This is a genomic window from Bradyrhizobium sp. STM 3561, assembly GCF_045571455.1.
GTDB lineage: Bacteria > Pseudomonadota > Alphaproteobacteria > Rhizobiales > Xanthobacteraceae > Bradyrhizobium > Bradyrhizobium vignae.
In genome coordinates, this window is sequence record NZ_CP120695.1 from 2,199,601 (window position 1) to 2,219,779 (window position 20,179).

At 63.3% G+C, this 20,179-nt stretch carries 19 protein-coding genes and 1 pseudogene; 11 read left to right on the forward strand and 9 right to left on the reverse strand.

Going from position 1 to position 20,179, the window contains the following annotated elements; translation table 11 throughout:
- Positions 1–230 precede the first annotated feature (230 nt).
- The 6 genes from P6U28_RS10015 to P6U28_RS10040 all read left to right on the forward strand — a co-directional run bounded on the left by P6U28_RS10015 (position 231) and on the right by P6U28_RS10040 (position 6,181).
- Positions 231–470, forward strand: a complete 240-nt coding sequence (locus P6U28_RS10015) for a hypothetical protein (RefSeq protein WP_028135749.1) — start codon at positions 231–233, stop codon at positions 468–470.
- A gap of 227 nt (positions 471–697) precedes the next feature.
- Positions 698–3,229, forward strand: coding sequence for a TonB-dependent siderophore receptor (locus tag P6U28_RS10020; protein ID WP_209294370.1), 2,532 nt, complete (start codon positions 698–700; stop codon positions 3,227–3,229).
- A gap of 19 nt (positions 3,230–3,248) precedes the next feature.
- Entirely contained in the window at positions 3,249–3,938 is a 690-nt protein-coding gene (locus P6U28_RS10025) for a Fe2+-dependent dioxygenase (protein ID WP_122403755.1), read from the forward strand.
- On the forward strand, positions 3,935–4,897 hold the full coding sequence (gene exbB, locus P6U28_RS10030) for a tonB-system energizer ExbB (RefSeq protein ID WP_122403754.1): 963 nt from the start codon (positions 3,935–3,937) through the stop codon (positions 4,895–4,897). The genes P6U28_RS10025 and exbB overlap by 4 nt, the downstream gene beginning before the upstream one ends.
- A 3-nt stretch (positions 4,898–4,900) precedes the next feature.
- Positions 4,901–5,356, forward strand: coding sequence for a TonB system transport protein ExbD (gene exbD, locus P6U28_RS10035; protein ID WP_407122132.1), 456 nt, complete (start codon positions 4,901–4,903; stop codon positions 5,354–5,356).
- Positions 5,357–5,365: 9 nt separating this feature from the next.
- A complete protein-coding gene (locus P6U28_RS10040; RefSeq protein WP_129143188.1) occupies positions 5,366–6,181 on the forward strand; it encodes an energy transducer TonB in 816 nt (271 codons plus the stop codon).
- Here P6U28_RS10040 and P6U28_RS10045 read toward each other — a convergent pair.
- From P6U28_RS10045 to P6U28_RS10055, 3 genes and pseudogenes are all read right to left on the reverse strand, one after another.
- Complete coding sequence (locus P6U28_RS10045) at positions 6,169–6,591, reverse strand: hypothetical protein (protein ID WP_129143221.1); 423 nt, start codon at positions 6,589–6,591, stop codon at positions 6,169–6,171. The two genes, P6U28_RS10040 and P6U28_RS10045, sit on opposite strands and share 13 nt — an antisense overlap.
- A gap of 63 nt (positions 6,592–6,654) precedes the next feature.
- Positions 6,655–7,334: pseudogene (locus P6U28_RS10050) on the reverse strand (site-2 protease family protein).
- A gap of 77 nt (positions 7,335–7,411) precedes the next feature.
- Positions 7,412–8,278, reverse strand: coding sequence for a LysR substrate-binding domain-containing protein (locus tag P6U28_RS10055; protein WP_122403751.1), 867 nt, complete (start codon positions 8,276–8,278; stop codon positions 7,412–7,414).
- Between the two features lie 87 nt (positions 8,279–8,365).
- On the opposite strand from P6U28_RS10055, the gene P6U28_RS10060 reads away from it, so the two are divergent.
- Positions 8,366–9,277 carry a DMT family transporter gene (locus P6U28_RS10060; protein ID WP_122403750.1) on the forward strand — a complete coding sequence of 304 codons (912 nt, stop codon included), beginning with the start codon at positions 8,366–8,368 and terminating at the stop codon, positions 9,275–9,277.
- 2 nt (positions 9,278–9,279) lie between these two features.
- On the opposite strand, the gene P6U28_RS10065 is transcribed toward P6U28_RS10060, so the two are convergent.
- The 6 genes from P6U28_RS10065 to P6U28_RS10090 all read right to left on the reverse strand — a co-directional run bounded on the left by P6U28_RS10065 (position 9,280) and on the right by P6U28_RS10090 (position 15,581).
- Entirely contained in the window at positions 9,280–9,672 is a 393-nt protein-coding gene (locus P6U28_RS10065; RefSeq protein WP_129143191.1) for a GFA family protein, read from the reverse strand.
- A 3-nt stretch (positions 9,673–9,675) separates the two neighbouring features.
- The gene (locus P6U28_RS10070) at positions 9,676–10,842 is read right to left on the reverse strand and encodes a serine hydrolase (protein ID WP_122403748.1); all 1,167 of its coding nucleotides are present in this window, start codon (positions 10,840–10,842) and stop codon (positions 9,676–9,678) included.
- 29 nt (positions 10,843–10,871) lie between these two features.
- The gene (locus P6U28_RS10075) at positions 10,872–11,618 is read right to left on the reverse strand and encodes an SDR family NAD(P)-dependent oxidoreductase (protein WP_122403747.1); all 747 of its coding nucleotides are present in this window, start codon (positions 11,616–11,618) and stop codon (positions 10,872–10,874) included.
- A 16-nt stretch (positions 11,619–11,634) separates the two neighbouring features.
- Complete coding sequence (locus tag P6U28_RS10080; protein ID WP_162500320.1) at positions 11,635–12,366, reverse strand: SDR family oxidoreductase; 732 nt, start codon at positions 12,364–12,366, stop codon at positions 11,635–11,637.
- A 163-nt stretch (positions 12,367–12,529) separates the two neighbouring features.
- Positions 12,530–14,359, reverse strand: a complete 1,830-nt coding sequence (locus tag P6U28_RS10085; RefSeq protein ID WP_129143192.1) for an IlvD/Edd family dehydratase — start codon at positions 14,357–14,359, stop codon at positions 12,530–12,532.
- Between the two features lie 121 nt (positions 14,360–14,480).
- Positions 14,481–15,581, reverse strand: coding sequence for a LacI family DNA-binding transcriptional regulator (locus P6U28_RS10090; RefSeq protein ID WP_122403744.1), 1,101 nt, complete (start codon positions 15,579–15,581; stop codon positions 14,481–14,483).
- Between the two features lie 202 nt (positions 15,582–15,783).
- Between P6U28_RS10090 and P6U28_RS10095 the strand changes: the two genes are divergently transcribed.
- From P6U28_RS10095 to P6U28_RS10110, 4 genes are all read left to right on the forward strand, one after another.
- Entirely contained in the window at positions 15,784–16,851 is a 1,068-nt protein-coding gene (locus tag P6U28_RS10095) for an ABC transporter ATP-binding protein (RefSeq protein WP_122403743.1), read from the forward strand.
- Between the two features lie 52 nt (positions 16,852–16,903).
- Positions 16,904–18,223 carry an ABC transporter substrate-binding protein gene (locus tag P6U28_RS10100; protein WP_122403742.1) on the forward strand — a complete coding sequence of 440 codons (1,320 nt, stop codon included), beginning with the start codon at positions 16,904–16,906 and terminating at the stop codon, positions 18,221–18,223.
- A gap of 66 nt (positions 18,224–18,289) precedes the next feature.
- On the forward strand, positions 18,290–19,243 hold the full coding sequence (locus P6U28_RS10105; protein WP_122403741.1) for a carbohydrate ABC transporter permease: 954 nt from the start codon (positions 18,290–18,292) through the stop codon (positions 19,241–19,243).
- Positions 19,236–20,159: a carbohydrate ABC transporter permease gene (locus tag P6U28_RS10110; RefSeq protein ID WP_122403740.1), complete on the forward strand. Its 924-nt coding sequence runs from the start codon at positions 19,236–19,238 to the stop codon at positions 20,157–20,159. Before P6U28_RS10105 ends, P6U28_RS10110 begins: the two co-directional genes overlap by 8 nt.
- The last annotated feature ends 20 nt before the right edge of the window (positions 20,160–20,179 follow it).

A 20,179-nucleotide genomic window follows, 5' to 3' on the forward strand; every position in this document is an offset into this window, starting at 1 on the left:
CCGTGGGCAGTGGTCTGGCGCGGCCGTGTGCAGCACTGCATTTTCCCGGCACGACTGATCGGCGTGCCGGTCATTGCGCAACCCCAAAGACGGTGTGCTCATGTGAATGACGCCGCTCTGGCCGTGGTTCGGATCAACCACAAGAACGGTTCTAAATCGCGTGGAGACCGTTTCGGTTGTCAGGCATTTCGGCATCGTCCATATCGGCGCCGCCATAAATGGAGCGCAGGATGGACGAGCTGAACGGCAAGCTGATCGCATGTCAGATTCTGATCACGGGATTGATCGCGCGTGTCGCCAACGAGCAGCGCGATCCCTTGCGCTTCCTCACCGACTTTCGCGACGAGATCAAAGCCGTCGTGAACGGCATCAACATCGCCGGTATGGACAGTACCGATCGCGTGCGCGCCGTCGCGCAGAAGACCGTCGACGAATTGTTCTCGCTGATGAAGCCGCCGAGCAGCGACTGAATCCGAGAGCATCCCCGCCGATTTCGCGGCATTTGTCGCGTACGTTTTGGAATGAGTCCAATCTATCTTTAGAACCGTTTCAAGCTTCAGTTTAGAATCGTTTTGATCTGGACTTATTCAAGCGTTCTCGCGGCTTGCGCGCATTGACCCACTATTTTGCTGCCGATACCAACAGCCCAATCGCTCATCGAAGTGAGTGAGCGAACATGAAGATGGGGCGTGTTGTAATGGGGCAGGTGGTCGCACCGAAATCGTTGCGTTCGGTGGCAGCATTCGATCCGATGGACGAGAGGTTCGCGGGCGTTTCCGGAAAAAAAGTTTCCGCGGTCGCGAGCTTGATCGCGGTGGCATCGGTGTCGAGCGGTGCGCAGGCGCAGCAGTCGAACCTGCCGCCGGTGACGGTCGATGCTCCGGTCGAGCGTCCGCGTCCGACGGCATCGAAGCCGACACCTGATCAGGTCCGCGCGCGCAACGCGCTTCGCCGCGCAGCGCAGCGGCAGCAGGCGGCGCAGACGGCTCCGACGATGCCCTCCGGTCCCGCCGACGCCGATCCCTATGCCGATCCGGCTGCGCCCTACAAGGTTGACCACGTTCAGGCCGGCGGCAAGTTTCCGGAGAAGCTGGTCGATACGCCGAAGTCGATCACGGTTCTCAGCAAGGAAGTGCTCGAGGACAAGAACGCCACGACGCTGAAGCAGGCAATTCTCAGCACGGCCGGCGTGACGCTCGGAACGGGCGAGGGCGGCAACGCCTTTGGCGACCGGTTCTTCATCCGCGGCTTCGACGCGCGCAACGACATTTTCATCGATGGCGTCCGCGATGCCGGCGTCAGCGTGCGCGAAAACTTCTTCACCGAGCAGGTCGAGATTCTGCGCGGTCCTGGTTCGACCTTCTCCGGTCGCGGTGTCGCCGGCGGTGCGATCAACATTGTCACCAAGCAGGCGACGACGGCGAGCAACTTCTACAACATGGACACGACGTTTGGCACCGACCAGACCAAGCGTGTCACGCTCGACGTCAATCAGGTGATCGACCCGACGCTCGCCATCCGAGCCGGCGGCCTGTTCCAGGATGCAAATGTCGCTGGCCGCGACTATGTCACCGATAATCGAAACGGCGCCTTCGTCGCCACGACCTGGAAGCCGACCGATGCTGTCAAGGTCACCGGCAACTACATCCATACCGAACTGACTGGCCGCCCGGATTTTGGTGTTCCCTATTATCGGCCGAGCACGACCTCGACGGCCGGCGGCCCGTTCCCGGACTTCGGCGTCAATCGCAACAATTGGTACGGCTTCGTCAACCGGGACTTCTTCCGCACCGGCCAGGACATCGGCACCATCAATGCGGAAGTGCAGATCACCCCCGACTTGATGGTAAGCAACAAGATCCGCGCGTCCCGCTCGACACAGAATTACATTGGTACGCTTCCTGAAGCGCCGAAGCTTGTCGATCCGCTCTCGGCCTCGACGCTGAGTGCAAATCCGCAGAGCCGATTCCAGGTCACGGACGTGTTCGCCAACCAGACCGAGGCAACTTACAAGTTCAATGACGATGTAGGCTTCAGACACACCTTGCTCGGCGGTGTCGAGTACGACCGCGAGAGATCGTCGATCGACAGTTATACCGGCCTCAGCTCGGAGCTGACGACCGGCACGCCCTTCAGCGGCGGCGGATCGAAGACCGACGTCAGCGTATTCGCTCCGCAATACACCAATCTTCCCTTCGGGATTCCGAGCCTCACCGGAAGTCCCACCAAGATCGGCATCGACACCGTCAGCGGCTACGTCATGGATAGCGCAAACTATCGTGACTTGGTGATCCTGAACGGCGGTTTCCGCTATGACGATTACAGCATCAACACGCGGAAGGTCGGCAGTCCTGGCCAGCAATCGGCGGAGTTTCTCATTCCGAACTTCAACCTCGGCCTGACGTTGAAGCCGGCGCCGAACGGTAGTGTCTATGTGGCGTATGCGACCTCGGCGAACCCGGTTGGCGCCGAATTCGACGGCACCAGCACGGCCTATGGCGGCCTCAACCCCAACCTGCCGGGCGGCAATACGCAGATATTCGGCCCGGAGAAGAACAAGGCCATCGAAATCGGCACCAAGTGGGAGCTGTTCGATCGCCACCTGCTCCTGACCGCAGCGTTGTTCCAGACGACGAAAGAGAACGCACGCGAGTCGCAGAACGTGGGAAGCGCCGCCGCTGCAGCTCCTTTGGGATGCGTCTATCCGACCGGAACGACCGGCAACATATCGTGTATCACAGCCGGAGCAGCCTACCGCATTCGCGGTATCGATCTCGGTGTGGGCGGCAAGATCACCGACAAATGGAGCGTCTTCGGCGGGCTCGTGCTGATGGAATCGGAGGTCACGCAGTCGCTGGCCCCGTCGGCCAACAAGGCGCTGTATCCGACCAATGTCGGTCGTCCGCTCGCCAACATCGCGCATCAGTCCTTCAGCTTGCTCTCGAAATATCAGATCAACGACACCTGGGAGCTGGGCGGACAGGCGGTGTATCGCTCGAAGATTTACGGCGGCACTTTGCTCGCGGCGAACCAGGGCACGTCGATTCCGAGCTATTGGCGCTTCGACATGTTCGCGGAGGCCAAGATCAACAAGAACTGGCAGGTCAAGCTGTTCGTGAACAACATCTTCGACAAGCGCTACTACGACGCGCTGTACCAGAGCGCTGCGCCCTTCGTGCTGGAAGCACCGGGGCGTGCCGCTTACCTGGTGCTGTCAGCGCGCTACTGACGGAGCAACAACGAGTTTCATGCTGACATGCATCGAAAACGTTCTGAGCAAAGACGATGTGGCGGATTTCCGCCGCATCATGGACGCCAGCGCGTGGGAAGACGGCCGCTCCACCGCCGGCGCGCAGTCGGCGATGGTCAAGCGCAACGAGCAATTGCCGCCCGACGGCGAGGTCGCGCGCAAGCTCGGCAACCGCATCATCTCGGCGCTGACGTCCAACCCGCGCTTCATCGCGGCGGCGATCCCGCTCCAGATCTTCCCGCCGCTGTTCAACCGCTATGCGGCCGACAGCGGCCACCATTTCGGCCTGCACGTCGACAACGCGATCCGCGGCGACCGCCTGACCGGCCTTCGCATCCGCACAGACCTGTCGGTCACGCTGTTCCTCGCCGAGCCGGAGGAGTACGACGGTGGCGAACTTGTGATCGAGGACACCTACGGCTCGCACGAAGTCAAGTTGCCAGCCGGGGACTGCGTGCTCTATCCCTCGACCAGCCTCCATCTGGTCACCCCCGTGACCAGGGGGACGCGGGTTGCGTCTTTCTTCTGGCTTCAGAGCATGATACGGGACGATCAAGCCCGGAGCATGATCTTTGACCTCGACACCGCGATACAGGCGCTGGTGGAACGGCTCGGGCGTGACGATCCCGAAACGGTCAAATTGACGGGCATCTATCACAACCTCATTCGCTACTGGGCCGAAGTATGAAGACCATGACCTTCCAAGCAAGCCTTGCCGCAGCTTTGATGCTGGCGACCGCCTGGCTCGCTTCCCCGGCTTCTGCCCAGACACAAAGCCCGCCGGCGGCACCGGCCCAATCGACAGCTCAGCCGCCGACGGCCGGAACGGTTCCGCCGGCAACTGCGCCGATGGCCCCGGCGCCGGCAGTCTCGGCGGCTCCCGCTGCCGCGGGCGCGGGCCCCATGGCAGCCATTCCCGCGAGTGCGAAGCCGGAGCCAGCCGCCGTCGCGCCAGCCATGAAGGAATTGTCGCCCTGGGTGATGTTCATGTCGGCGGATGTCATCGTGAAGGCGGTGATGATCGGGCTCGCCTTCGCATCGCTGATGACCTGGACCGTCTTCATCGCCAAGTCGATCGAACTGTCGGTCGCTTCCAGCAAGCTTCGTTCGGCACTGAAGAAAATTGCCGAGGCGCGCTCCCTCGCCGAAGCGCAGATGGCGCTCGGCACCAAGGAGGGCATCCTGCCGTCCTTCCTGGCGGCGGCGCTGCGGGAGGCGCGGATGTCGGCCGGCTTGTCCAGCGATGCCGGCATCAACGAGCGCGCAGCTTCGAGCTTCTCCGAGATCGTGCGCGCGGAACAGCGGCGCATCCGGATCGGCATGGGCGTGCTCGCGACCATCGGCTCGACCTCGCCCTTCGTCGGCCTGTTCGGCACGGTCTGGGGCATCATGAACAGCTTCATCGGCATCTCGAAGTCGCAGACCACGAATCTCGCCGTGGTCGCGCCCGGCATCGCCGAAGCGCTGCTCGCCACCGCGATCGGCCTCGTCGCCGCGATTCCCGCCGTCATCATCTACAATCACTTCTCGCGACTGACGAAGGGCTATCTCGAGCTGGTCAGCCGCGCCTCGGGTGCGGCGGCGCGGCTGCTCTCGCGCGATCTCGACCGCAGCCACGGCAGCGCGCATTCGCGTGCGGCGGAGTAGACCATGGCCGTTTCGCTCGCAGACAATGATGACGACGACGACTTCTCGGAAACGCATGACATCAACGTCACGCCGTTCATCGACGTCATCCTGGTGCTGCTGATCATCTTCATGGTCGCCGCGCCGCTGTCCACGGTCGACCTACCGATCGATCTGCCGACGTCGAGTGCGACGCCGCAGAAGAAGCCGGACAAGCCGACTTATCTCAGCATCAAGCCCGATCTGACGCTCGCGATCGGAGAGAACGCGGTTCAGCGGGCTGAGTTGATCGGGACCCTCGATGGCCTGTCCGATATGAGCAAAGACAAGTATGTCTTCCTGCGCGCCGATCGTTCGGTCCCTTATGGCGAGTTGATGGGCGTCATGGAGCTCTTGCGCTCAGGCGGTTATACGCGGGTGAAGCTGGTCGCGCTGGAGGGCCCGCCGGGGGCACCGCCGCCAGGCGCCGCTCAGCCTTGAGGCGCAACGATGTCAGACGAACCGAGACCATCCCGGAAGCTCTGGATTTTGGCGGCAGTGGCGGCGCTCGCGCTTCATCTGGGTGGTGCAGCGCTTGCGCTGGCTCATTTGCGCACCGAGGATGACGGCGACGGCCTTGGTGCGGCCGGCGCCGAATTCGCCGTGGAGATGGCTTCCCCCAAGGCGCCCGATACCGATCTGCCGCCTGGGCCCGATAGCGAGGCGATGCAGGAGCAGCAGGCGCTTCCCGAGCAGAAGGCCGAGACCAAGGAGACGGAGCTTCCGAAGGATCAGTCACAGGAGGTCGAGGATCCTGACCGCGTCGTGACCGAGAACAACACGAAGAAGCCAACGGAAGACGATCCGAAGATTCAAGCTGTCGAGACTCCCGCTGCCGAGGCATCGCCGAAGTCGGTTGCAACGGCGCGGCAGATGCTCGATGAAGACGCGCGGGAGGCCGAGAAAGCGCTGGCGCCGGTGCTGGGGCTCGGCAAGGACATCCTGAAGATCACGGCCGACTGGAACCGCAAGATCAGCGCGCACCTCGCGGCCCACAAGGTCAATCCGGAGGGCAAGCAGCCCAACAACCAGAAGGTCAAGGTGAGCTTCGCGATCAACCGGAAGGGCAACGTGCTGTCGGTTGATGTCGTGGAGTCGTCGGGGGATGCAGCCTACGATGCGGCAGCGGTCTCAATCGTTCGCAAGTCCGATCCCATCCCGCAGCCGCCCGTCGGATTGACTGACGACCGGTTCGAGCGCACCGTGGACATCATCTTCACGCCGCCTGACGCCAAGAGAAAGAAGAAGACGGCTCAGCGCCAGTAGAGCCGGATCCCAACATAAACAACGACCAGGCAGGCGAAGATCAGCGCCACCGGCAGCGGCCGTTTCTGGGGGCCGGCGAATGCCGCCGCCCCGAAGGAGGCGGCCTTCTTCGGTTTCGGTGCCGGGCGGCGGAAGGCGGTAACATTGTCCGCGGCCGGCTCGGCTTGGCGGGGGCGGACGTCGGGAGGCGTTCCCGCACCGCCCATCTCGGCGTAATAGGCCTTGTAGATCGCGCCGATGGTGGCCTCGGTAGCCTCGTCCTCGCTCATCTGCGCCAGCAGGTTCTGGTAGCTCGCCAGGAACTCCTGGGCCTCCGCCGGCAGCGCGGATGCCCCATTGAGCTTGGCCATCATCTTCCAGGTGGCAAAATCGGCGCGGGCGCGGGTGTCGGCGCGTCGCGCGATCAGCATATCGGCAGCTTTGACCAAGTCGGCCTCTCGCCCTTTCGGCGTGGGTTCCAATGTTGCGTTCAACTACGCGTTGCCAGTCAGGAAGAGAACAGCCTGAATCACATAACCGGTCAACGTCCGCAGTATTGCTGAAATAACATCAAGATTTAGACCGAACTGGGAACCCGCGAGTGGCAGCAGGATCAACAGACCGATCAGGATCAGCATGCCGAACGGCTCGAGCCGGGACAACGGCACGGCGAGCGCCCGCGGCAAAAGTCCCACCGCAACGCGGCCGCCGTCGAGCGGCGGGATCGGCATCATGTTGAACACCGCCAGGATGCATTGATCACGAGGGCATTCTTGAGATTGTCCGCAACCCAATTCGCCGAACTCGCGGGCACCAGGGGCAGGGCATGGAAAGCGAAGGCCGCGGCCAGCGCCAGCAGGATGTTGGTGACGGGCCCGGCCAGCGCCACCCACACCATGTCGAGCCTGGGATTGTTCAGCTTGCGGAAGTTCACCGGCACCGGCTTGGCATAGCCGAACAGGAATGGCGAATGCGCAAACAGCAGCATCGCGGGCAGGATCAGGGTACCGAATGGGTCGATATGCCTGACAGGGTTGAAGCTGACGCGGCCGAGCTGCGAGGCCGTGTTGTCCCCGAGCCTGTCGGCGACGAAGGCGTGCGCGGCCTCGTGAAAGGTGATGGCGAGCACCAGCGGCAGGACCCAGACGGAGAGATCATAAATGGAAATATTCACCAGCTCATCCGCTCCGGTTCGGTCCGCGCGCTCTGCAAAGCAGGCCGTATAGGGCCACAGCCCTTTACGATCCACAGTTATATGGCGTTTAATTCCGAAATTGTCCGCTGCAGATGATCCGCCAGCTGTGCCGCCGGACGCGACAGCTTGCGCGCGCGATGGAGGCGGATGTCGGCGGCCGGCAGCGGCGGCAGGCCGTCGCGCGCCGACAGGACGCGCAGGCGAGGGGGCAGGGTGCCCACCTTCACGACCGTGATCGCGAGGCCCTGTGCCGCGATCGCTTCCACCGCCGCGAGGCTCCGGCTGACGAAGGCAAGCCGCCACGGGCGGCCGGCAGCATCGAGGGCCTCAGTGGCCCATTGGCGGAACAGGCAGCCCGGCGGGTAGAGCGCGACGGGCAGCGTGTCTCGTGGCGCGGCGGCTGAATATGACGCGGCCGCGGCCCAGACCGCCTGTTCCCGCCGCAGCAATTCGCCGCCGCCATGTCCTTCCGGATGCATGGCAATGACAAGGTCATAGGCCTCGCCGAGCCGGGCCGGCATCGTGGCGGTCAGCCCAGTCTCGATCTCGACCCGGATCTCCGGATGGCTCTTGGCAAAGCGCGCCAGCAAGGGCGGAATGACGATCGTGCCGTAGTCGTCCATTACCCCGAGGCGGACCACGGCTTCGCGCTTGCGCGCGCGGAGCGCATCGACCGCCTCTGCATTGAGGTCGAGAAGCCGTCTTGCATAGACAAGCAGCTCCCGACCCGCCGCACTCAGTGCGACGCCCGACCTCATGCGGTGAAACACCCTGACGTCCAGTCGTTCTTCGAGACGCCTGATCTGGACGCTCACCGCCGATTGGGTGCGGTTGAGGATCGCGGCCGCGCGCGTGAACGATTGATGATCGGCAACGGCGAGGAAGGCCTTCAGCAGGTCGGGGTCGAGATCGGGTGCGGTCATGACGAAAACTTATCCTGCCATGATGGAAATTCCATTCCCCGTTTCGGCGCGTCTCCTATGCTGCTCGCAAAACGGTTGGGACGAGTCATGGGCGAGATCTTTGGCGTTTTTGCCGCCGTGTTGTCGAGTGCGCTGGGCGGGACATCTATCGGTGCCACGCGCTATCTCGTCGGGAGCATCGATCCGCTCGCGATCGGCTCATTCCGGTTCGGCATCGGTTTTTCCCTGCTACTGCCCCTGACGCTGCTGCGCGGCGATCGCTGGCCGAAGCAAGGGGACTGGGCCGCCGCCATCGGACTCGGCATTCTGTTCTTTGCGCTGTTTCCGATCCTGTTCAACGCCTCGCTGATCTTCACGACGGCCGCGCGCGGCGCGCTTGCGCTGTCGACGCTTCCGCTGTTGTCGCTCTTGATCGGGGCCATTCTCGGCGCGGAAGCCCTGACCTGGCGCAAGTCCATGGGCGTCGTGACTGCGACGTTTGGCGTTGCGCTCGCGCTGCTCTCCGACCTCGCCTCGGCGCCGACAGGCGCCTGGCGCGGCGATCTCCTGATGATGGCGGCTGCGCTGTGCATGGCGCTCTACGGCATCTGGTCGAAGCCGTTGATCCGGCGCTCCAGCCCGATCGCCTTTACGACCATGAGCATGGCGGCGGGTGCGGCCTGCCTCATCCTGCTCTCCTATGTCCGCGGCAGCTTTGCGCCGGTCGCCGGCTTCGGCATGCCACAGTGGTTGGGCGCCCTCTATCTGGGTGCCTTCGGCGCGGCGCTGACCTTCTATCTCTGGGCCTTCGCACTGGAGCGCACGACGCCGACGCGCGTCGCGATCTCCGTGACGGTCAATCCGATCACGGCCTCGCTGGTCGGGGCCTGGTTGCTGAACGAGCCGCTGCGCTGGAATTTGGCGGCCGGTATCATTGCGGTGTTCGCCGGGATCTGGATCGCGACGACAACCGGACGGCGCACGCAGGCGGCGAGCGCGTCTGCGTCACACCAGATCTGACGTCACGCCGGGATCGTCGTCTGATGCTGCGTCAGGCCATCATCGAGCTTCACCCAGGCGAGCTTTTCCGACACCCAGATGTGCTCGGTCGGCGCGAAGGCGTTGCGATCGTCGAAAGTAGCGAGGGCGACGCCCGCCAGCGTGCCGTTGCGACGCCAGGCGAACAGGCGCGTGCCGCAACGCTTGCAGAATACGCGGTCGATGTTCTCGGAGGACGCATAGCGGGCCGTCTCGCCCTCGACGCTGAGCGCGCGCTGGTCGAACTGGGCGCGGGCGAAGTAGGGCGATCCCATCGCCTTCTGGCAGATGCGGCAATGGCAGATGCGGACGTTGAGCGGCTCGCCTTCCGCCTTGAACCGCACCGCGCCGCACAGGCATCCCCCTTCCCGGATCATGGCTCAGGCCACCCGCCATTCGCCGACTTGGCGCGCCATGTTCCAGTTGAGATTGTCGAGATCGCCATCCATGTCGGAATTCCTGCGTCTGGTGTTGGTGAAGGCGGCCCAGCAGAAGCCGCCATGAGTGCGCACGGCAATCGTGCTCGTACCCGGCAGGCTGCCATTGTGCCACCAATTGCCTGACTTGTTGATGCAAAAACCCTTAGCGTAGTCTGGACTGTAGCTGGGCGCGGTGGTCATGAGCTGGATGGTGCGCGGCCGCAGGATGTTCGCCGGTCTCGTGTAGCCGTCGACATGCATCAGCAGTTGCACGAGATCCGACGGCGTCGCGATCCAGCCGCCATGGGAATCCATCCGCCGGACATTCATGCCGTAGGGATTTTCGCCCTGGCCGTAATAGGCGACTTCGCCGGCCTGGCGCTGCTCGCGGGTGTTGCCGGCGATCGTCATCTCGGTAACGCCGCAGCGCGCGAACACCTCGCTGCGGACATGCTCGCCATAGGACTGGCCTGTAAGCTTCTCGATGACGCGGCCCAGCACGCAATAGCCGAAATTGGAATAGGCGTAGCGCTGGCCCGGCGGTCGGTCCGGCGGCCGATTGGCTAGCGTCCAGGCGATCAGCTCGGCATGATCCATCCGCGGATGGGTGAACATGGGGTCGCGGTCGTCGTTGCTCCAGCCGCCGGCAGTATGGGTCAAGAGATGCTCGAGCGTGATCTGGTCGATGCCGGCGGAGTTGGGCTGCCCATAGTCGGTGCCGAGCAGCGCGCCTCGGCCGAACACGCGGTCCGCCAGCTTGAGGCGGTTCTCCTCGATCAGGCGGAAGATCGTGACCGAGGTGATCATCTTGCTGACGCTGGCGATCCGGAACAGATGCCGCGGCGTTACGGCCTCGTTCCGCTCGATATCGGCCAGACCAAAGGCGTCCTCATGGACAATAGTGCCGGCATAGCCGATCGCAACGGATAGGGCCGGCACGCCGTACTTGTCCATGAAGCTGTGCGCGAGCCGTGCCATGGCGCCGCGCTCGGCCGGCGAGGGCGGGCGGATGCTCGGTGGGTTGGGCGCGAGCTGCGCAAGCGCAGTCGATGACAGCAGCGGCAGCGCGCCTGCGCCCGCTGCGAGCTTCACGAAATCCCGACGCCTGAAATCACGTCCGAGTCGCATGGTCCGCCCCTCCAGGGGCGGCCAGTACTTCAGTAGGTCGCCCGTCCGCCGGAAATATCAAACACCGCGCCGGTGGAGAAGGCACAATCTTCGGATGCAAGCCAGCTCACCATTGCGGCGAGCTCTTCCACCAGCACGAAGCGTCCCTTCGGGATCTTCGACAGCATGAAGTCGATATGCTGCTGCGTCATCTGGTCGAAGATCGCGGTCTTGGCGGCCGCCGGTGTCACCGCGTTGACGATGATGTCATGGGCGGCGAGCTCCTTGCCGAGCGATTTCGTCAGCGCGATCAGGCCGGCCTTGGAGGCCGAGTAGTGCGCGGCGTTCGGATTGCCTTCCTTGCCGGCGATCGAGGCGATGTTCACGATGCGCCCGTATTTCTGCTTGAGCATTTCGGGCACGACCGCCTTGCAGCATATGAAGGGACCATCGAGGTTGATGCGCAGAACTTTCCGCCATTCCTCCAGATCGGTCTCCCAGACCGGCTTGTTGACGCCGGCGATGCCGGCATTGTTGACGAGGATGTCGATCTTGCCGAAGGCGGCGAGCGTGGCATCGCGGGCGGTCTCCACGGCAGCCGTGTCGGTGACGTCGACCTTGAAGACTTTGGTCTCGCCGCCGATCTCCTTTGCGGCCTTCTCGGCCAGCGTGGCATCGAAATCCCAGATCGCGACCTTGGCGCCGGAGGCCACAAAGCGCTCGGCGATGGCGCGGCCAAAGCCCTGCGCGCCGCCCGTGACGACAGCGACGCGGCCGTTGAGATCGATCTTGTTCATGCCGGGGCCCTTGGCGTCAGAGCATGTAGCCGCCGTCGACGACGAGGTCGACGCCGGTGGTGAAGGCGCTCTCGTCGCTGCCGAGATAGACCGCCATAGCCGCGATCTCCTCGGCGGTGCCGAGCCGGCCCATCTTCTGGCGGGAGATGAACATCTCCTTGCCCTGCGGCCCTTGCGCCGCGGCGCGGTCGAGCATCGAAGGCGTCTCGACGGTGCCCGGGCAGATCGAGTTGCAGCGGATGCCCTTGGTGATGAAGTCGAGCGCGACCGCGCGCGACAGCAGCGACACCGCCGCCTTCGACGAGCTGTAAACGTAGCGGTTCGCCGGCGGCCTCAAGGCCGCGCAGGACGAGATGTTGACGATGCTGCCGCCGCCGCCCGCAATCATGTCGGGCAGGAAGGCCTTGATGGTCCGGTGCATCGACTTGACGTTGAGGTCGAAGGAGAAGTCGAAATCCTCTTCCGAGCACTCCAGGATGGTGCCGTGATGCACGAAGCCGGCGGCGTTGAGCAGGATGTCGATCTTGCCGACGCGCTTGGCGAAGGCGTTGACGTCGGCGGTGTTGCGGACGTCGAGCTTTGCCACTTCGGCGATGCCTTCCTTGCTCAGGCTCGCGATGCCGGCCTCGTTGATGTCGGTGGCGATGACGGTTGCGCCTTCACGCGCGAATGCGATGGCGCAAGCGCGCCCGATGCCTGCTGCCGCTGCCGTGACGACGGCGCGCTTTCCCTTGAGGCGGTCTGCCATTTTCTTCTCCCTTGTGTTCATTCGAATGCCAACCCCACGTCATTGCGAGGAGCCCGCGACAAAATTGCGAAGCAATTTTGCGCTGGCGATGAAGCAATCCAGACTCTCTCCGTGGACAAATCCCTGGATTTGCTTCGTTACGGTCGCAATGACGGTGTGGCTGTCAGTGATTATCCCGCGCCACACCGAAGGTGCCGGCGACGTTCTGGTAGCGCGTGGCGAGCTCCATGCAGGCGCCGGTCGACTGCTGGCCGACGGTGTTGCGGTAGATTTCTTGCCACGGCGTCTGGTTCGGTGGATGCCTGAAGCCGCCATTGGCCTTCAGCTCGGCGTGGCGCTTCTTCAGCTCCTCGTCCGAGATCAGGATGTTGGCGCTACCCTTGTTGAGGTCGATGCGCACCTTGTCGCCGGTCCTCAGGATCGCGAGGCCTCCATTGGCGGCGGCTTCCGGCGAAGCATTGAGGATCGAGGGCGAGCCCGAGGTGCCGGACTGACGGCCGTCGCCGATGCAGGGCAGGGACAGGATGCCGCGTTTGATCAAGGCTGCCGGCGGCTGCATGTTCACGACCTCGGCGCCGCCGGGATAGCCGATCGGGCCGGTGCCGCGGATGAACAGCACGCAGCGCTCGTCGATGTCGAGCGAGGGATCGTCGATCCGCTCGTGGTAGTCCTCCGGACCCTCGAACACGATGGCGCGGCCCTCGAAGGCGTTCGGATCCTTGGGGTTGCTGAGATAGCGGTCGCGAAACTCCTTGGAGATCACGCTGGTCTTCATGATCGCGGAATCGAACAGATTGCCCTTCAGCACCAGGAAGCCGGCATCCTTCACCAGCGGCTTGTCGTAAGCCCAGATCACGTCGTTATCGGGCTCCGGCGCAGACTTGCAGTTCTCGCCGATGCCGCGGCCGTTGACCGTGATCGCATCCTCATGGATGCGCTTATGCTTCATCAGCTCGCGCACCACGGCGGGCACGCCGCCGGCGCGGTGGAATTCCTCGCCGAGATAGAAGCCGGCGGGCTGCATGTTGACCAAGAGCGGCACGTCATGCCCGTATTTCTGCCAGTCCTCGATCGACAGCTCGACGCCGATATGGCGGGCGAGGGCGTTGATGTGGATCGGCGCGTTGGTCGAACCGCCGATCGCCGAATTGATCACGATGCAGTTCTCGAACGCCTTGCGGGTCAGGATGTCCGAAGGCTTCAAATCCTCCCAGACCATCTCGACAATGCGCTTGCCGGTCTCGTAAGCGATCTGGCCGCGCTCGCGATAGGGAGCGGGGATCGCCGCGCAGCCCGGCAGCGAGAAGCCGAGCGCTTCGGCAAGCCCGTTCATGGTCGAGGCCGTGCCCATGGTGTTGCAATGGCCGACCGAGGGCGCCGAGGAAGCCACGATCTCCATGAACTCCTCATAGTTGATCTCGCCGGCCGCGAGTCGCTCACGCGACTTCCAGACGATGGTTCCGGAGCCGGTGCGCTCGCCATTGTGCCAGCCGTTGAGCATCGGGCCACCCGACAGCACGATCGCGGGCAGGTTCACGGTCGCCGCCGCCATCATGCAGGCCGGCGTCGTTTTGTCGCAACCGGTGGTGAGCACCACGCCGTCGAGCGGATAGCCGTAGAGGACTTCGACCAAGCCGAGGTATGCGAGGTTGCGGTCGAGCGCCGCGGTCGGGCGCTTGCCGGTCTCTTGAATCGGGTGGGTGGGGAACTCCATCGCGATGCCACCGGCCTCGCGGATGCCTTCGCGGACGCGGTGCGCGAGCTCGATGTGGTGGCGGTTGCAGGGCGAGAGGTCGTTGCCGGTCTGGGCGATGCCGATGATCGGCTTGCCGGATTGAAGCTCGGCGCGGGTGAGGCCGTAGTTCAGATAACGCTCCATGTAGAGCGCAGTCATGCCCGGATTGTGCGGGTTGTTGAACCATTCCTGCGAGCGAAGGTGGCGGCGAGTACCGTTGCTGCCGGCGGCATGCCCATTGGTTGGTTTCTTTGTCATTGGTTTCTCCTGCAATGCAAACGCACTGGCGTCCGTCTCATGGTGTCGGCATGCGCGATGCCCAACGGCGCGAGCGATGATTTGCTTCCCGCTGGCGGGTCGTTTCCTCACGAGCCCGATACTAGTCGTGGCTACTTGGTAACGCTATCATTTTGTTCGCGGCACCCGCGCCGGAAACGGCCGGCCTGCTGTCTGAACGTCGCGCCGACGAGCTTTGCCGCTCGATCACCTTGAAGCCGAGATCGAGCACGGGCTGCTCAGGGCGCCGGCCCTCGATCGCCTCGATCAGCATGGTGGCCGCGGTCTTCCCCATCTCGTAACGGTTGGTGCGGACGCTGGTGAGGGTGGGGACGGCGGAGGCCATGAATTCGAGGTCGTTGAAGCCGACGATCGCGATCTGCCCGGGCACCGCGATCTCCCGGCGGCGGCATTCGAACAGCACGCCGAGCGCGAGGTCGTCATTGGCGCAGAACACCGCATCGATATCGGGCTCCCGCGCCAGGAGATCGGTGAACAGCGCTCCGCCGAGCGTCACCGACGTCGGTGTGGCCGTCGTGACGACGAGGCGCTGATCGAACAATGCGGCGTCCTTCATGGACGAGACATATCCGTCCATCCGCCGTTGCACCCTGGGATCCATGCGTGCGCCGACGAAGCCGATCTTGCGGTGACCTTGTTCGAAAAGGTGCGCAACCGCCGCGCGGGCTGCATCATAGTGCGAAAAGCCTATCATCATGTCGACCGGATCCGGGCCAATCTCCATGATCTGCACGATCGGGCAGTCCGCGGCTTGAAGCATCGCGCGGGACTCGGCGGTCTGATCGATGCCGGTGACGATCAGCCCGGCCGGCTTCTGCGCCAGAAACAGGCGCAGCAACTTTTCTTCCTGGAGAATGCTGTAGCGCGTGTTGGACAACTGAATCGAGTAACGGCTGCCTTCGGACGCGTCATAGATGCCGCGCAGCACGTCCGAGAACACATTATTGGTGAGAGAGGGGATCAATACACCGATGACTTCGGTGCGTTGCGAGGCGAGTGCCCGTGCGGCAAGGTTGGGCACGTAGCCGAGCTCCTTGGCGGCGCTCTCGACCCGCGTCCGCTTGGCGACCGACAGGGCCTCCGGGTTGCGGAAGAAGCGGGACGCGGTAATCGGGCTGACGCCGGCGAGCTCGGCCACTTCGGCCAGCCGGATTTTGCCTGACTTGGTGCGTTTTCGACCCATTTGCTGCTCTTAACACAGTCAGTCCTGCAAACAAAGGAACGTTGACAGCGCTACCAGCAACGACTAACCAAAGACAAATTGCCAAAACCGCACAAACTACCGACAATGTCGCCCGTTAAGATCGGGCTTCGTTCGGTGAAGTCTGAAAAACAAGACGGTCGCGGCGCTTGGAGGCGCGGTGGACTTTCGAGGAGGGAATTAGATGTCGTCTGTGCAAATCCGCGACGTGCGGAAATCGTTCGGCAATTTTGAAGTCCTGCACGGCGTGACGATTCCAATCGAGGACGGCCAGTTCGTCGTCCTGGTTGGCCCCTCCGGCTGCGGCAAGTCGACGCTTCTGCGCATGCTCGCCGGCCTCGAGAACATCACCTCCGGCACGATCTCGATCGGCGACCGCGTCGTCAACAATGTCCAGCCCAAGGAGCGGGACATTGCGATGGTGTTCCAGAACTACGCGCTCTATCCGCACATGACGGTGGCCGACAACATGGGCTTCTCGCTCAAGTTGCGGAATGCCAGCGCCGACGAGATCAACAAGCGCGTCAAGCGCGCCGCCGAGATTCTTGCGCTGTCGCCGCTGCTCGACCGCTATCCGCGCCAGCTTTCCGGCGGCCAGCGCCAGCGCGTCGCCATGGGCCGTGCCATCGTGCGCGATCCGCAGGTCTTCCTGTTCGACGAGCCCTTGTCGAACCTCGATGCCAAGCTGCGCGTCGCCATGCGCACCGAGATCAAGGAGCTGCACCAGCGGCTGAAGACCACCACCGTCTACGTCACCCACGACCAGATCGAGGCCATGACCATGGCCGACAAGATCGTCGTCATGCACGATGGTATCGTCGAGCAGATGGGTACGCCGCTCGAGCTCTATGACAAGCCCGACAACCAGTTCGTCGCCGGCTTCATCGGCTCGCCCGCGATGAACTTCCTCAAGGGCCATGTGCGCGTCAACGGCGTTGCCACCTTCGAGGGGCCGAACGGCGTCAAGCTGCCGCTCAAGACCGCGCCGACGGCGTCCGACGGCCGTCCCGCCGTCTACGGCGTGCGGCCCGAGCATTTCACCATCGCCGACGACGGTGCCGAGGCCGAGATCATCGTGGTCGAGCCGACCGGTTCGGAGACGCAGGTGTTCGCAAAGCTTGGCGGCGAGCAGGTCGTCGCCGTCTTCCGCGAGCGTCACCAGTTCAATCCGGGCGACAAGGTGCGGCTGAAGCCCGACCCATCGCTGGTACATCTGTTCGACGATGCGACGGGCAAGCGAATGAACGCCTAGCGCATAAGGCGACAAGGCATAAGACAACAAAAAGCATCACAGGGAGGACGACATGCAAGACTTTACCCGCCGGTCTCTGCTTCAAGGCGGCACGGCTTTGGCTGCGACCGGCATGCTGACCGGGCCGGCACTGTTCGACTTCGCCAAGGCCTGGGCGCAGAGCGCGCCCTGGAAGGCGGAGCCCGGTGCCAAGCTGACCGTGATGCGGTGGAAGCGCTTCGTGCCGGCGGAAGACGATGCGTTCAATGCGATGGTGGCCGCGTTCAAGGCTGCGACCGGCACCGAGATGAACGTGTTCAGCGAATCCTTCGAGGACGTGCAGCCGAAGGCCTCGGTTGCGGCCAATACCGGCTCCGGGCTCGATCTCGCCTGGGGTCTGCACACGCTGCCGCAGCTCTTCCCCACCAAAGTGCTGAAGATGAACGACGTCGCCGACTATCTCGGCAAGAAATACGGCGGCTGGACCGATGCGGCCGCCAAGACCTGCAAGCTCGGCAACGACTGGCTCGGTATTCCCGTCGCCACCAACGGCGGTTACATGACCTACCGCAAGTCGGCGCTCGACAAAGCGGGCTTCAAGGAATTCCCGAAGGACTTCCCCGGCTTCCTCGAGATGTGCAAGGCTTTGAAGGCGAACAACACGCCCGCCGGCTTCGCGCTCGGTCATGCCTCGGGCGACGGCAATTCGTGGCTGCACTGGGTGCTGTGGGGGCACGGCGCCTACACGGTCGACCAGAACGACAAGATCATCATCAATTCGCCGGAAACGGCGAAGGCGCTGGAATATTGTAAGGCACTGTACGAGAGCTTCATCCCGGGCACGGCGTCCTGGAACGATTCCTCCAACAACAAGGCCTTCCTCGCCGGCGAGCTCTATTGCACGGCGAACGGCATCTCGATCTACGTCGCCGCCAAGACCGATCCCAGCAAGAAGGAGCTTGCCGAGGACACCTATCACGCGCTCTGGCCGGTCGGTCCGGTCGGCAAGCCGACCGAGCTGCAGCTGGCGCTGCCGATCCTCGCCTTCAACTTCACCAAATATCCGAATGCGGCCAAGGCCTTCGTCGCCTTCATGCTGGAGAAGGAGAACTACGAGAAGTGGCTGGATGGTGCGCAGGGCTACCTGACCCAGACCCTGAACGCCTACGAGAATGCGCCGATCTGGACGGCCGACCCCAAGAACACCGTGTTCTCGCAGGCCTCCAAACGCACGCTGCCGGCGTCCGGTATCGGCACGGTCGGCGAGAAGGCGGCGACTGCAATCGCCGACTTCATCGTCGTCGACATGTTCGCCAACTACTGCACCGGCGCCAAGGATGCGAAGGCCGCGATGGCGGAAGCCGAACGCCAGCTGAAGCGCATCTACCGCTGACGGCCACGGAGCGGGCGGCAGTGTCGCCGCCCGCTCGTCAACATTTCTCGATCAGGGATATCGGGCATGGCTGATGTCGCAATTCCCCGGGCCAAGCCTCAGATGAGCGAGGACAACGCCTGGACCCGGCTCAAACACAATCGCAACTGGCTCGGCTTCTGGTTCATGGTGCCGGCCATGGCCTTCCTGATCTTCTTCCTGGCCTATCCGCTGGGGCTCGGCATCTGGCTGTCCTTCACGGACACCCGCATCGGCAGGGTCGGACACTTCATCGCCACCGAGAATTACGAGTGGCTGTGGGACGATTCCATCTTCTGGCTGTCGGTGTTCAACACGCTGCTCTACACGTTCATCGCCAGCGCCTTCAAATTCGCGATTGGGCTGTACCTGGCGCTGCTGCTCAATGAGCACATGCCCTTCAAGGCGATGCTGCGCGCGATGGTGCTCATCCCGTTCATCGTTCCCACGGTGCTCTCGGCGCTTGCGTTCTGGTGGATCTTCGACTCGCAATTCTCGATCATCTCCTGGTCGCTGAGACACCTCGGGCTGATCAGCCAGAACATCAACTTTCTCGGCGACACCACTTGGGCACGGATCTGCGTGATCTTCGCCAATGTCTGGCGCGGCGTTCCGTTCGTGGCGATCACGCTGCTCGCAGGCCTGCAGACCGTCTCGCCGTCGCTCTATGAGGCCGCAACCCTCGACGGCGCCACGCGCTGGCAGAACTTCCGCTACATCACCTATCCGCTGCTGACGCCGATCATCGCCGTCGTGATGACGTTTTCTGTGCTGTTCACCTTCACTGACTTCCAGTTGATCTGGGCGATGACGCGTGGCGGCCCGGTCAATGCCACCCACCTGATGGCCACGCTATCCTATCAGCGCGCGATCATCGCTGGGCAGCTGGGCGAGGGCGCCGCGATCTCCAGCGCCATGATCCCATTCCTGCTCGCTGCGATCATGGTGTCCTGGTTCGGCCTGCAGCGGCGCAAGTGGCAACAGGGAGAAAGCAATGACTGATCTTCCTGCCTCGAAAGTCGATCTCAAGAGCGTGCTATCGTCGCCATCGCGCGTCGATCACAGCGAGGGCATGAGTTATCTGCAGTCGGTGCCGCGCAGGATCGTGACGCTCTATCTGCCGCTGGCGATCATCGTCTTCATCCTGCTGTTCCCGTTCTACTGGATGGCGCTGACCTCGGTGAAGCCCGACGAGCAGCTGCTCGACCTCGACAAGTACAATCCGTTCTGGACCTGGAATCCGACCTTCAAGCACTTCCACAAGCTGCTGTTCGAGAGCTATTATCCGCACTGGCTCTGGAACACGATGTACGTGGCAATCTGCGCCACGGTGCTCTCGATCGTCGCATCGGTGTTCGCGGCCTACGCTATCGTGCGGTTGCGCTACAAGGGGGCCAATCTCGTCGGCGGGCTGATCTTCCTCGCCTATCTGGTGCCGCCTTCGATCCTGTTCATTCCGCTTGCCACCGTCGTTTATCAATACGGTCTCTTCGATTCGCCACTGGCGCTGATCCTGACCTATCCGACGATCCTGATCCCGTTCTCGACCTGGCTGTTGATGGGCTATTTCAAAACCATCCCGTTCGAGCTCGAGGAATGCGCGCTGATCGATGGGGCGAGCCGCTGGCAGATCCTGGTCAAGATCGTCGTGCCGCTCGCCATTCCCGGCCTGATCTCGGCCTTCATCTTCTGCTTCACGCTGTGCTGGAACGAGTTCATCTACGCCCTGACGTTCCTGCAGTCGACCAGCAACAAGACGGTGCCGGTGGCGATCGTCAACGAGTTCGTGGACGGCGACATCTACCGCTGGGGCTCGCTGATGGCGGGCGCGCTGGCCGGCTCGCTGCCACTCGTGATCCTTTACGCCTTCTTCGTGGAGCATTATGTGTCGGCGATGACCGGCGCCGTGAAGGAATGATCGCGGGGCTTGCCGAGGGC